Source organism: Gillisia mitskevichiae (assembly GCF_003634585.1).
GTDB lineage: Bacteria > Bacteroidota > Bacteroidia > Flavobacteriales > Flavobacteriaceae > Gillisia > Gillisia mitskevichiae.
Window position 1 is genome coordinate 893,934 of sequence record NZ_RBLG01000002.1, and the last position, 14,506, is coordinate 908,439.

General features: G+C 32.9%; 10 protein-coding genes. 6 read left to right on the forward strand and 4 right to left on the reverse strand.

From position 1 onward, the window contains the following. Window positions 1-141: 141 nt before the first annotated feature. Window positions 142-1,488 carry a hypothetical protein gene (locus tag BC962_RS09860; RefSeq protein ID WP_121345833.1) on the reverse strand — a complete coding sequence of 449 codons (1,347 nt, stop codon included), beginning with the start codon at window positions 1,486-1,488 and terminating at the stop codon, window positions 142-144. Window positions 1,489-1,500: 12 nt separating this feature from the next. After that, window positions 1,501-3,909, reverse strand: a complete 2,409-nt coding sequence (locus tag BC962_RS09865; RefSeq protein ID WP_245984135.1) for a TonB-dependent receptor — start codon at window positions 3,907-3,909, stop codon at window positions 1,501-1,503. A gap of 185 nt (window positions 3,910-4,094) precedes the next feature. Here BC962_RS09865 and BC962_RS09870 point away from each other — a divergent pair, with 185 nt between their 5' ends. Next, window positions 4,095-5,084, forward strand: coding sequence for a helix-turn-helix domain-containing protein (locus tag BC962_RS09870; protein ID WP_121345835.1), 990 nt, complete (start codon window positions 4,095-4,097; stop codon window positions 5,082-5,084). Between the two features lie 161 nt (window positions 5,085-5,245). Here BC962_RS09870 and BC962_RS09875 read toward each other — a convergent pair whose 3' ends face one another. Beyond that, window positions 5,246-5,674 (reverse strand): DUF4174 domain-containing protein, encoded by a 429-nt coding sequence (locus BC962_RS09875; protein WP_147405645.1) that lies wholly within the window; start codon window positions 5,672-5,674, stop codon window positions 5,246-5,248. Between the two features lie 162 nt (window positions 5,675-5,836). Beyond that, window positions 5,837-7,546 (reverse strand): potassium channel family protein, encoded by a 1,710-nt coding sequence (locus BC962_RS09880; RefSeq protein ID WP_121345837.1) that lies wholly within the window; start codon window positions 7,544-7,546, stop codon window positions 5,837-5,839. 281 nt (window positions 7,547-7,827) lie between these two features. On the opposite strand from BC962_RS09880, the gene BC962_RS09885 reads away from it, so the two are divergent. The 5 genes from BC962_RS09885 to BC962_RS09905 all read left to right on the forward strand — a co-directional run bounded on the left by BC962_RS09885 (window position 7,828) and on the right by BC962_RS09905 (window position 14,338). Next, the gene (locus tag BC962_RS09885; RefSeq protein WP_121345838.1) at window positions 7,828-8,289 is read left to right on the forward strand and encodes a hypothetical protein; all 462 of its coding nucleotides are present in this window, start codon (window positions 7,828-7,830) and stop codon (window positions 8,287-8,289) included. A gap of 172 nt (window positions 8,290-8,461) precedes the next feature. Continuing rightward, complete coding sequence (locus BC962_RS09890) at window positions 8,462-9,373, forward strand: metallophosphoesterase (protein WP_121345839.1); 912 nt, start codon at window positions 8,462-8,464, stop codon at window positions 9,371-9,373. A gap of 340 nt (window positions 9,374-9,713) precedes the next feature. Then, window positions 9,714-10,241, forward strand: a complete 528-nt coding sequence (locus BC962_RS09895) for a hypothetical protein (protein ID WP_147405646.1) — start codon at window positions 9,714-9,716, stop codon at window positions 10,239-10,241. A 382-nt stretch (window positions 10,242-10,623) separates the two neighbouring features. After that, window positions 10,624-11,376 carry a LytR/AlgR family response regulator transcription factor gene (locus BC962_RS09900; protein ID WP_121345841.1) on the forward strand — a complete coding sequence of 251 codons (753 nt, stop codon included), beginning with the start codon at window positions 10,624-10,626 and terminating at the stop codon, window positions 11,374-11,376. Window positions 11,377-11,458: 82 nt separating this feature from the next. Continuing rightward, entirely contained in the window at window positions 11,459-14,338 is a 2,880-nt protein-coding gene (locus BC962_RS09905; protein ID WP_121346059.1) for a sensor histidine kinase, read from the forward strand. The last annotated feature ends 168 nt before the right edge of the window (window positions 14,339-14,506 follow it).

Sequence of the window (14,506 nt, forward strand, 5' to 3'; positions counted from 1 at the left end):
AACTGTGAAATGATTTTTCCTTTTTTAAATAAATGCATGTAATTATAAAGATTGCAAATATATGATTCGTCCTAAGAAGCCCGTTAATCAGTCATTTAAAAATTAAACCTTTATTAGAATACTTAACCTAAACCTATGAGATTAAAAGATACCAATAAAGTGATTTCCTGGCTCATTTAATAATTTCGCTCCTTTGGTAACTGCACCGGTAACTTTATTAATTACATAGATATTCCCATCTTTTCCAACAGGCGAAACTGCTACAAACACATTATCCCCATCTACCGCAAATCCTTGGTATTGGAAAAAATACATATCTGCATCGTACGGTAAATCCACTCTTTCTGCCGTGTTCGAAAAGAGATCTACTCTGGCAAGGAAACTTTGCTGTTGCCCGCTATTAAAATTTGAAACTGACGCTCCATCATGTGTGTACATAACATATGCAATTCCGTTTCCTACATATCTCCAGCTTTCTACATAAGAATTTGTAATTCCCAAAGCATCATCTAAGCTAAGAGCGTACGAATTGTCATATTCATTAGAAGCATCGATCTTTAAGAAATGTGAACCATTTGGATCTCTTTGTGTTGCTTGATAGATGTTTCCATCCTCAGCAAGAAAGCTGTTAAAACTTCTATAACCACTAGTATCACCTTCTCCCACTGTAGAGGTAATTATTTTTGGATTTTCCAATGATGGATAATCTACAATTACCGATTTAGATCCTAATCTTTCGTAATCTGTATCATCTGTTAAACCTGTTTCTGGATCTGTTTTACGCATCCAAGTTCCTATAATTAGCTTGTCTTTACTTGCATTAAGCGTTGGAACATCTAATCTAAAAATATGGTATCCTTCTTTTTCTTCTTCTGAAGTCAAAGGAATTTCAAAAGAACTATTTCTTGAGATTAAAACATCTTCCATATCTATGGAAACTACAGAAGCTGTGCCTCTTGTATATTGGTACTCATCTCCTTCATTTACTTGCGGAGAAGTTACACTTACTGCCACTCCTGTTTGGTCTCCATCAAAAAGCTTTACCCATCTTGGTGAAGTTCCTGCATATTGAGAAATATTAACTACACCCCCGGTTTGCGTAAAATTATTTTCTCCTTCTACAGTATATTTAGAAAATTCTCCACCTATATCTCCACCATATGCTATATTAAACATGGTAGAACCATCTGCCGAAGACTGAAGCCTTGCAGTTCGCTGAGATTTTACCTGGTAACCATTTTCGAAAACATTAATTTCAAATTCTGGGTCTTGTGCATTTTCTTCAGAAACTGAATATAGGACAGTTCCCCCGTTTCCATTTCCTGGGGTTTTATCCATAATGGCACCTGCAATTGTGAACCATCTACTTTCTGTTTCAGGTTGCGTTGGTGTTTCAGAAGGACTATCATCGCTACTGCAACTTATTGTTGCGCCGGTAAGCCCTATTAAAAATATGTAAGAAGCTAGTTTTGTTAATCTATTTTTCATTTTTTGAGTATTTTAAAGTTTACTAAGTGAATAATTCATTTTTAAATAAAATGCTCGTCCCGGCCTTTGGACAGCAAAATTGTCATAAGATTGTTTGTTGAAAATATTTTTTACATCAAAACTCAACACAAGATTTTTTTCAGGAAAGACATAACTTAATCCTGCATCCTGAATAAATTGTTCAGGAACTTGAAATTGCTCTATTCCTCGTACTTCCCGTGGCACCCAGATATTATAAAAAGAATCCACATATTGTATATTGTAAAAAAGATTTAGCGTAGATTCTTTTTGCAAGAAACTATCTAGAGCATATTTTACATTTAAATTAGAGGTGAAAAACGGTTCATTTGGAATTTGTACGTTATAAAGGCTAAGCACATTTCCATTGTTATCGTATTTGCTATTAAAGCGAGTATCGAATTTGGAAACATTAAATAAGACATCTAATTTATTATTGAAGATGTAATTTAACTCGGCATCGAAACCTATAGATTTTGTTTTCCCTAAATTTTCAAATGGTGCAGTTTGCACAGCATCGTTAAGATTAGACTGGGTTCTACGAACTATTTTATCTTTGGTATCTCTTAAAAAACCAGACATTGCAAAAGAGAATTTGTGGTTTTTAACTTGATACAAGCCAGCTTTGAATCCTATGTTAAGATTATTGCTTGTCTCTGCGGAGATTCCAGCATTTTCAACAATATTTTCTCCCACATCTCCAAAAACTTCATTTTCTGAAGGCAATCTCACAGCTTGCTCTGCTGAAACCAGCACAACAAATGCAGGTTTTATGAGATAGGAAACGGCACCACCAAAACCTGATGCAGAAATTTGTTTGCTGAAATCTTTCTCTACTCGCACTCTTTCCCCATTTATATCTTCTACCACAGGATCCATTTTTTGGATGTCCTGCTTGTAATATTTCCCAAAGGCTGTCGCTTTAAACTTTTCTTCAAACAATCTCATTTCATAAGTAAGCGAAGTCACATTTTTTTGTAGATCCCTGGTTCCTATAAAGTTTCTTTGTAATCCAGAAAGTATTTCGTCGTCTTCGCGGCGTGCAATATCATAGAATAAATGATTAACAATAAATTTATGCTTGTTGTTAATTGCATAATGTAAACCAGCTCTAAAAGAAAAGATATCTCTATCTATGTTAGCTAAAGTTGGCGCTCCCTGTTGAGCACCTTGAGGACGCAAAATTGGATTCCCGTTTAGATCTAAGCTTTTCTCGCCAAACCAGTTGTAATTATATTTCACGGTATCATTTACCACAGTATTTCTATTGCTGTACAACCCGTGAAAATCTATATCCAGTCCTTTAGCAATATTCGTTTTGTTGTAAATAAGATTAAATACATTCGCTTTAGCCTCGACAAATCTTCCTTTATAAGGAATAGACATATAAGCGCCATGCTGTATTTCATTATAAGAATTGGAACCAGTATAACCCACAGAGATCTTATCTGCCCATTTAACCTGTTTAAATCCAACTTCTGTAATAGCTCCGAAAGATCTATATGCATCGTTAAACCTCTTAGCACGCACATAATCGTACCGACCATTAGGAAGAATATTCCGGACAAATTTTCCCCAAACCTCATAATCATTATCAGAATAATTATAAAAACCTGAAGCCTTTACAAAAAGTCCGGATTTGTCATTCTGGTAATGGGCATTAAAGTTGGTTTGAAACGTATTAAAAGAACCATAAGAAAGAGAGGCATTTATCGCGTTTCCGATATCTTTTTTTAGAATAATATTTATTGCGCCTCCAAGAGCATCATCTGAAAGTTCTCCAGGCACAACTCCCTTATAAACTTCAATTCTCTCAATCATAGCAGGGGAAATACTATTTAAATCGAAAGAGGAACCATAAGTAGAAATTGGAATTCCATCTATAAAGATCTTAATAGAATTTCCAGACATCCCATTGAGGTTATAATCTACTGAAGATCCTAAACCTCCGTTTCGGCGCACCTTCACTCCTACAGATCTATTTAAAAGTTCATTTGTTTGTAAATTTCTAAAAGAGGACTCTTCTGTTTCAATTACATTTACAGCAAAGCCTTTTTTCTCAATTTCAGATTTAATAGATGTGACTTTAAGCAATACTTCGTCCAGACTTTCAGAATCTTCTTTAAGTACAAACTGCATATTCACCTCTGTAACAGGAATACTTATTTCAATAGATTTAGTTAAGCTTTTATAACCTAGAAAGGATGCTGTGACCTCATAAGTGCCAGAAGGAATATTTTGGAAGGTGAAATTCCCATCAATATCTGTGGTAGTACCAATTTTTAACTTAGGAATAGTTATAGTTGCCCATGCTAAAGACTTATTTTCAGAATTCACCACCTTGCCCTCAAAGATTACATTTTTAGTAGCCTGTGGAAATGCCGAAACAGAAATTAAAAACAAAAAGATTATTTGGAGTTTATACATTTTAACCTGGAAAAATTAAAGCTTATTTAGATTGAATAAAAATAATTACCTTTGGCAAAAGTAACAGAGCAAGTAGCGATTTGGATAACGCGAAAGGAATTTAATCCTACGCAAAAAGAATAATTAGCTATATAATAAAATTTAACTCAGGATAAGCCTTCATGGAATTTAAGTTGGAAAGCAACATTTTAGAAGAAAAACCACTGGTAAAAAGCTTTAGCAAGGACTTCCGAGTAGAAACGCTTTCCGAAGAAACTTTAGTTTTAAATAAATCTGATATCAGCGGGACTATTAATCACATTCACTTGGATGGCTTTTGTTTAATTATAAAAAACATACAGAGTAGCGTAGACCATACCATTAATATTTCTAGTAAAGCCTCCCTTTTTAAGCTGCATTTTGAATTGGAAGGAGATTATAGCTATGCTCCAGAAAATATCACCGAGCCAAAAATGACGGTTTCAGGCGGACACTTTAATATTTTTTATTTTTCTGAAATAAAAGGAAAGCTACAGTATAATAACACTTCGAGGAAAACTGTAGAAATACTCTTTACCGAAGATTTTCTTGAAAAAGTAGCAGGAAAAGATCTAGACGAAACCTTCAAGGATTTACGAGAGAGAATAAATAAGAACCAAAGTTTCTTGCTCTGGGAAGAAAGTAGACCAATTCCTCCCGATGTGCAGCAAACTATTCGAGAGATTACCAATTGCCACTATTGCACACATATTAAGAAAATCTATCTAGAAGCAAAGATCACTGCCCTTCTCCTTAATTTTCTAGTAGACAGTGAGCAAAAGTCATTTTCCGAAGACAAGGAAGTTTCAAAAAATGACTTATTAGGAATACAAAAGGTGGAGACATATATAAGAGCACATTTTAAAGAAAGTATAAGTATTGCGGAACTTGCCCCTATTGCCGGTTTAAATACATCCAAACTAAAACAAAGTTTTAAGAAGGTGCATTCCACCACCATTTTTAAATTCATTACCCGCTTAAGAATGGAAATGGCAAAAGAAATTATAAGTGTTGAAAAGCGCAGTGTTTCTGAAGCTGCTTATGAGGTTGGTTATAAAAATCCGCAACATTTTACTGTGGCATTTAAAAAATACTATGGTTATCTACCGAGCTCACTTTTGTCTGAGAATTAATTTCTATTACTCGGTATTCTGAATTATTAAATTTAGAGAGTGTGTAACTGTTTAAGGTCATTAAATTTTTATAAAACTTTAGTTTCGATATAACCAGTTCTATCGTGATAAGTGAAAAGAAAAATACAGCTAATGTTAAACCAGAAGTATATTATAAAATCTTAGTTGTTAGAACGTATATCATTTTTTCTCATGGGCATGGAATCTATTAGGTCTACTATCTTGTCTAAAGAAATACAAGTATGATCCTGTAATTTAATTTTACCATCTAGGCCTATTATATATATCTCAAACGGAGTTCCATTTGTATCGAATTTCTTATATAAATTGGTAGCCACTGTCCATTCGGCGTCTTTATCCAGACCCAATTTCATTTTATACTGGAATACTCGATAAACGAGTACTTTTCGTTCTTCCAGATCTTTTAAACCTGTTTCAAGTTCTAGAAGTTGGCTAGTGAAATTATCATTTTTAAGATCATCGGTGAGCAATAAAATTAACCTGTTTTCCCAATGATGCTTAGAAAGATCTTGAGATTGTGCTGAATTCACACAAAGGAATAACACTATAAAAAAATAAATAATTTTCATTCTTAATGATACGATTTTTTGCCGCAACCAACTAGTGAGTAGTACTCCAATTTGACTTATAACCAATTACTGCTTAAGTATAAATATGCATTAAATCTTTAAATCCTGAACAATTTGGAAACCCAGACCAAATCAACACGATGGTACTGGTATTATTCATTTTTAGACATGTTCCCTATAAATTTCATTGAATTTATTTCTCATTTCAGTATTCCCAAGCATAACTATTTCAGCTCCTGGGGGAAGAAGGGTATCTGATGTTAATAATGTAAGCACTTTTGAATTCTCTTTTATAGCAATCACTGAAAGCCCTGTATTAGCACCAATACCAGATTCTGCTAGGGATTTACCTTCTAAAGAAGATGGCGTTGGGGTAATAAATAAGCTTATACCTTCACCTAATACAGTAAGTTCATGACCTTTGGAAATAGCCAAAACTGCTTCAGATCCCAAAGTAGCATAGCTCAATACAAAGTTGGCTCCTGCCCTATGGATAATATCAATATTTCGAGCTTCCGATATCCGGCTCACGATTCTCAACTCCTTGTTTAGTTGGCGGCAATAGGATGCGATATGAATATTCATAGTATCATCATTGGTAGATAGCAACACCGAAGGAGCTTCCAATATGCCAGCTTTCTTTAGCAGTTCGTAATCTGACGCTCGCCCAGCGAATACTTTATTACAAACATGTCTTGCTTTTTCGCATATCTCCGGGTCTTTATCAATTAGATTCACTACTACATTGTTCTTATTTAATAATTCTATAGCTGCCAGCCCTACTTTACCCCCGCCAATTACCAAAACTGGATTTGGGTTTATTTTATGATCGTAAAAGATCTCATCAATACTTTGGAGTTGTTCTTTATTACCAATTATAACCAAAACACTTTCAAATGTTAGTTTTTCCTTACCATGCACTGGTTTCAATCTACCTCTCTCCCAAATTGCAACAATACTAACCCCAAATTTTTGTCTCAATCCGGCCTCTCTAATAGTTTTAGAAGCCAAATGTGTATATAGTACAGGCAATTCAGCGATAAATAGATCTTCATATTGTCCAATTGGTTGTGATCTTGCATGTTGCGCATTTACTCTGTTCGCCAATTGTTCTCCAAGCCATCTTTTTACAGGAAGCACATGATCTGCTCCACTTAATTCCTGTACATGAACAGATTCAATATCTGTAGCGATAGCAACAATAGGTACTGTAGAAGTTATGTTGCGTATAGTAAGTATGATCTTAGTGTTAAGAATATCATCCCTATTAACAACAATCATTTTCGCATTCTTAATATTGGCAAGGATAAAGGTCTCCTGGTTATCCAATTCTCCAAAAAGTATGGGAACACGCTCATCAAAATATTCAAGGGCTTTTGGCAGTTCGTTTTCTATAACATAAAAAGGAGTCTTCTCTTGTTTCAATCGTTCCGTTAGTTCTCTTGCAATAACATCATAAGAACATATTAAAATATGATCTTTTGTTCCTTGAGGAACTTGACGAGGAACCCTGTTTTTGTCTTGGGACTCTAAAAGCGGAACATAAAAATGTCTAATAAATGCAAAAGGCAAAACAATTAATAGCATTATAATTCCAGACACTAAAACTAGTATGCTAAATAGCCTACCTAAATCTGATTGGAATGTAATATCTCCAAAACCAAGCGTACTCATCACCGTAAGCGTCCAGTAAAATCCGGTGATCCAAGAATGATCTTGGCCTTCAACCTGTGCCATAATAATATGGAAAAGAACAGAATAAATAATGATGACAATTCCCAGAAGGGCCAGATATCTAAGCAATATACTTGAGTTTCTTTTAAATTCTCTATCTCTCAAATAATATACTAATTGACTACCTACAAATTTCATAAGTTGTGTTTCTGAAAAGAGTTAACGAATTGACTGTACTAAATTCTTGTACATACAATTTACGTCATGTTTTTCTTAATTCCTCGTGCCGATATTAATTCTGCGTACCGATAACTTTAGAGATGTATCAAAGATTAACAAAAGAGCGCCGATCTTAATTAACTTACTACCCTTCCTTCACACAAAAGGTCTTAGAATAGAATTGTTGTAGCTTTCTTAAGTTAAAAAAACAGATAATATATTATATTCAACCAATATTTAAAATACACAAAAACCTACTTATGAAAAAACCATTTTTACTAATTAGTATGTCTTTATTAATACTATCATGTTCTACAGATTCTGAACCAAAAACTGAACCTGACGATAAAATTATAGGAACATGGCAATTCTATGGATCTAAATATTATGCTACAGATGGTTCAACCTTTGAAAGAGAAGCAAATTCTTGTACAGGACAAAGCACTATTACATTTCGACGAAATGAAACTATGTCCTCTATGACTTACATGGTGGGCGGAATGCAGGAATGCCTTATAAACGAAACTGCAAATGAAAATAGTGAAAATATCCCTTGGGAAAATTTATCTGAAGGAAAATATAAGATTGGAATCCGAGTACGTGATTCCATATTTTTCCCTGACCAGGATACTATGGAAATGATGATATATCAAAATTCTTATGATAATATTAATGAAATTGAAATAGATAAGAAAAGTGATGTTTACACTCGTGTAGATTAATTCAATAGAGCTAACGGTTAGCAAACCTTAATAGATAATTAATTATTTAATCCGAATTCTCTTAATCTAATTCTCTTGTTATAATAGTTTGGATATTAAACTTTTAACAACTCAATAACTAATAGAAACCGCTACATTAGTTAATTAATATTAGTTGTAAATAACAAATGTTATGATAGACTTCATTGGAGATATACACGGGCATGCAGATGAACTGGAAGAGTTACTATTAAAATTAGGGTATAAAAAAATCGCTGGGGTTTATGTACATCCCACAAGAAAAGTGCTATTTGTTGGAGATTATATAGATCGAGGCCCTAAAATTAGGGAAACCCTGCAAATAGTTAGAGCAATGGTAAAAAGTGGAAACGCCATTGCTTTAATGGGCAATCACGAATACAATGCATTATGCTTCAATTTCGAGGATCCCAAAGGTGGTCATCTTAGAAAACATACTGTTCAAAATATCCTTCAACATTGCAAAACTCTCAAGGCTTTTGAGGGATTTAAAGATGAATATTTAGACTATATAGATTGGTTTAAAACTTTGCCTCTTTACTACGAAACCGACAATTTTAAAGCTGTTCACGCCTGTTGGGATAATAATAACATTGAATTTTTGAGAAAGACATTAGTTAAAGACAAATTGACTGATGAGCTTATTTACGAATCGGTAAAGAAAGGAACAGCACTAAATGAGGCCATTGAGCAGACATTAAAAGGGAAAGAAATGCAAATGCCAAAGGGACTTTGCTTTAAAGACAAAGACAATAATAATAGAACTGAATTTCGAATAAAATGGTGGGAAGATCCATCTAAAATGACCTACAAATCCATAAGTGTATTACCATTGGAAATTCTACCCGAGCATCCAATTCCACTTGAAGAATATAAACCACTTGACTTTTATAGCGCTGCCGATAAAATGGTGTTTTTCGGGCATTATTGGCTGCAAGGAGAACCCTCCCTGTATAAGGATAATATATGCTGTATAGACTATAGCATTGCAAAAGAGGGGAAATTAGTAGCCTACCGGCTTGATGGGGAAAGCAACTTGGAAAGTGGAAATTTGATTTACGTGTAAAGAAATTAAATCCTACTCTTTTGGTTTTTATAGCTATAAGGCTTAAAGGAATTGAAAAATGAAATTTCCATCCAAACGCATCATTTAATAAATCTTACTTACACAAGACTTTGATATGTCTAAAAGAAAAACTGAGTACTCCTGAAATGTTATTAATAATTGCCTTAAATTCAGAAATAAAACTTTCAATTTAGTAAAGAAATAAGCTAAGTTTGATATTGAAAATGCCGAGAGCCCTACCCTTTTGGAATTCTACTTATTATTTATGTAATCTATGGTTTTAATCTCGAATGAAATTGGGATGAAAGAATAATATAATTAGTTAGGCAAAATTTTTATTATGAAAATATTCAAAATTTATTTAAAATATTTAATAGTAGTATCATTTATCTATATGATTTCAATGATAATATTAGATTTGGTAACATCGAGAGAGATGACAATAAATAATCTGGTTATTAGAATCTTGATTTTTGGATTTGGTATAACAATAATGCTAGTTACATTTCATATTAATCAAGTTAAGAGTATTGCAAAAAAGTATGGAGTTGAAAACCCTGATTATGATGTAAGTCAAAAAAGAGATTTTTATTCTAATTTAAACCCAGAGAGTATATTTAATTCAGTTGATAAAAATAATAATTATTCAAAAGTAGTTTACGATAAAAAGGATGAAACGATCAATATTAAAACTGAATTTACCGGGAAATCGTGGGGAGATAAGCTTACAATAACATCTCAAAAAAATAAGGACGGATATAATTATGAGATTATAAGTAAACCAATTTTCCCATTGACTATTATAGATTTCGGACAAAATTTGGAGAACATTTCAAAGTTAGAGAATTACCTAAAAAACTTAGCCTAAAATCGGTTAAACGCAAATAGTAGGTATTCCTGAAAAAAGTGATTTTGATAATTCTTGTAGGAACAATTAACTATAATTAAGTAATTGTGCTATTTACCAAAGCATATTTTTAATTGTTTAAGAAACCAAGCTTTTAGAAAGCAAATAATAAAAAAGCAGCTATATTAGTTTAAATCGGAAGAAATAACATATAAGCTTTTAGGGATTAATTATTTAGCTAAGAGCCTTTTATAATTAATACTAGAAGAGGTATCAAACAATTATTAAAATTTCCGATTTTATTAAAAAACCCTCTAAAAACAAAAAAATATAACTTCGTTGAGAGTTTTCCATTGCAATGTAATGAACTTAACAACTTAGCATATATTTGTACTTTTACTTTATGATAAAAGCAGTAATTATTGATGACGAAATCAATGCACAAGATTTATTGGAGAAAACCCTAAATAGGTATTTTCCAAATAAATTTAATATTGTTGAAAAATGCAATTCTGTAGATTCGGGTGTGCTTGCCATTAAGAAATATGAAGCTGAATTGGTGTTTCTAGATATTCAAATGCCTGAAAAGAACGGATTTGAGTTGTTCAAGTATTTTGAGTATATAAAATTTGAAGTCATCTTTACCACTGCTTATAATCAATTTGCTATTAAAGCAATTAAGCGCAGTGCACTGGATTATCTTCTGAAACCAATAAATCATCTGGATCTAGCTGAGTCTATTAAAAGGTTTGAAAACCGAAATAAAGGGAATTTTGCTCATAAAAAATTATCCCTATTACTCGAAAATCTGAATGTAAACGACCAAAACGTTAGTAAAATAGCTTTTCCAACCATTGATGGTTTTGAACTCATTCATTCAAACCAAATTTTATACTGCAAAGCAGAAAGCAATTATTGTTGCATTAAAAAAATTGACGGCATTACTAAAACGGTTACCAAAACATTAAAATATGTGGAAGAAATACTTCCCGCCACTTCCTTTATAAGGATTCATAAAACCTACGTCATTAATCTAAATTATGTGGTTAGGTACAACAAGATCAACAAGGAAGTTGAATTAACTAATGGAGAGAAGCTTCCAGTTTCTTTTCGAAAAGAAGAAGAATTTATAAATGCCATCTTGCAAAACAATTAAACTTTTCCTCCTCTTTTTTTTGTGGGCTACTATCGCCTTCACCCAGAATTATCCGAGCAAAAATTTTTCTGCATCCAAGGATTTGCCAAACAATACCGTTAGATCTTTACTTGTAGATAGTAATAATATTCTATGGATAGGTACTGAAAATGGAGTTGTAAAAAAGGAAAATGATGTATTTACAAACTTTTTTGAAGAGGACGGACTGGCATTAAACAGCTGCTGGGCCATTGCAGAGGATAAAAATAAAAATTTATGGTTTGGAAGCTATGGCGAAGGAGTTAGCATATACAACGGTAACGATTTCAAAGTAATTTCCGAAGAACAGGGATTAGTTCACGGCGAAATAACCAAACTCTTTACTCATGGAAATTATATGTATGTGGGTACCAGTGATGGGGTCTCCATTATAAACATTAATAGCTTTGAAGTACTTTCTTTAAATAATCATTCAGATGATGACCTATTTAGAGTTCAAGACTTTTTTAAATACAGGGATGAAATTTACGTGGTTACCTACAATACTGGAATCTTCAAAATTGTATCAGAGGATGACCAACCTGCTTTGCTAAAAGTGAATGACATTAAATACAATTATTCCGTTTTTGTAGATAATGATAGTATTTACAATAGCAATAAAGGTTTTTTTACAAAAAATAGTATTGGGGATTTTGCAAATGGAAGAGATACCATTCAATCAAAGAAACTTGGAGTTTCCATTATTTGGGATCATGTTAAAAGTAAGGACTATAAAATTTTTGCTGCAGCTTGGGGAATTTACGATACGAATGGAGGGATCTATGAAATTGTAAATAATACCCTTATATCCAGAGCATCGGATTTTAATATTAGCAGTAAAAAAGTAATTTCCTTAGCCTATGATGCCCGCTTCGAGAAATTATATGTTGGAACCAAGGATGCCGGACTGTTTGAGGTCAAGCTAAATCCACAAATAAAATTCAATGAAATTCAAGGTAAAAACGTCCTTGGATTTGCAAGAACAAATAATTCTTCAGCTGTATTATTAGACGATGGTATTCTTTTAAAAGACGCTGGAAAGCAACGCACAATCAACTTAGCTCAACTTAAAAAATGGCAAGAAGAATATGTTTTAAATACCAAATTAGCATTGCCAAAACATCAGGATTCTTTTTATGAACTGGACTATAGCACAAAGGCAATAGACATCAGTTTTTATGATATTAAAGTATCACAGAACAGATATTGGGTAAATACCAATATAGGCGTATTTGCTATAAAACCTTCAGGAGCATTGGATAGGTATTTACCCCTACATTCAGAAGAAATAAATTTTACGGAAGCCGGAGATCTAATAGAAACAAATCCTTATGGAGGACTTAGAATTTATAGTGATCTGGATACTTTTAAATACACTCATTTTAAACAAGAAGACCCCGAAACTCCCACCATGGTGGTAAATAGCTTACAAAAGGATCTTAAAACCTATTTTTTATCTGTGTTTTCGGGCTTATATGTTTTGGAGAATAAGGAGTTTAAATCCTATTTACATAATGGGATATGGAAAGAAAAGAAGTTAAGACATATCACCACCTTAGGTAAAAATATTGCGATTTCCAGTGAGTTTGGGGATGTATTCATTTTAAATGATGAAGGTTCCTTTAAGCTTTTAAATAAAATACCCCGGGCTAAGATTCAAGGGAATACTATTTCCTTTTTAAAGGAATATAAGGGCTACTTACTAATAGGAACAGAAAAAGGCTTAACCCTGTATAAGAACGAGCGTTATATATTCTTAGATGAAGAACAAGGACTAAAACAAGTTTTATTAAGTGCAGAGGTAGATGAAAACAATTTGAAGATTGGAAGTAAAAATGGTTATTACAGTATCGATCTGGAAGCAATTAGCGACCCTAAGCTTTTGGTAAGTCGATTAAAACTCGAAGAGATCTTTATAAATAATAATAAATTTCCTTTTGAACATTTAGCCGACAAAGGGAAAGTAAAATTATCGTACAATGAAAATACCGTACTGCTTAAATTTAGTACGAACGCACATCCTAATCCGCATAAATTAAGTTATCAATACCGATTAAATGCGAACGATAGCTGGAATCTCCCCACTTCTAAACCCGAGATCTTCCTGCCTTTTTTGCCAGCAGATAAATATAATGTAACCGTAAGAGTGATTGATGCCAGCACCGGTTTAAATTATACTCAAACATTGCTGAAATTTACTATACTTCCTCCTTTCTGGAAAACTTGGTGGTTTATATTATTGATAATAGGATTAGTAGGTTTGGTAGTTTATAGCGCTTATAATTATGAAATAAGGCAAACCAGAAAATTTCAAGAACAAAAAAGTTTGATCCAGAAGCGTTTTGAAGAAACCAAAATGGAAGCTTTATTGGCACAAATGAACCCGCATTTTATTTTTAATGCCATGAATTCTATTCAAAACTATATCATGGACAGTGATGTAGATAATGCCAGCATTTTTCTAGGCGATTTCGCTAAATTAATTCGGCTAAACCTTGATCACTGCACAAAGCCAACAATTTTATTAGTGGAGGAAATTGAATATTTAAGCTCTTATATTCGGGTTGAAAATACACGTTTTAGCAATAGGATCAAGGTGATAATAGAAATAGATCCTTCAATAGATGTTTATGAGTTGGAGATCCCCACTATGATACTACAGACTTTTGTAGAGAACGTATTCGTACATGCTTTCCCTCCAAGTATCACTAAACCTTCGTTAACAGTGACTTTTAAATTAATGTCGGAAAATGTCTTGCAATGCAAAATTGCAGACAATGGGATTGGGTTTTCACCTAATTCAACCAATTCATTACACAATTCTAAAGGAGTTAATTTAGTAAAGGAACGATTATTATTACTTGGGCACAATATAGATCATGCAGTACAAATAGAATCTACCAAAAATAAAGGTACTGTTGTCACCATTTCTCTAAAGGTTTAACGATAACTAAGCAATTCCATACGATTACTAAACGACTACTCATTGCTTTAACATAAGGTTTAGTTTCACATCAAATTAGGAGAAGTTACTGCTATTTTAATAGTATATAGTTCCGGAAAAACATATTTTAGGTAGGGCTTTAATATTTTTTAAGGGCTATAACAACTG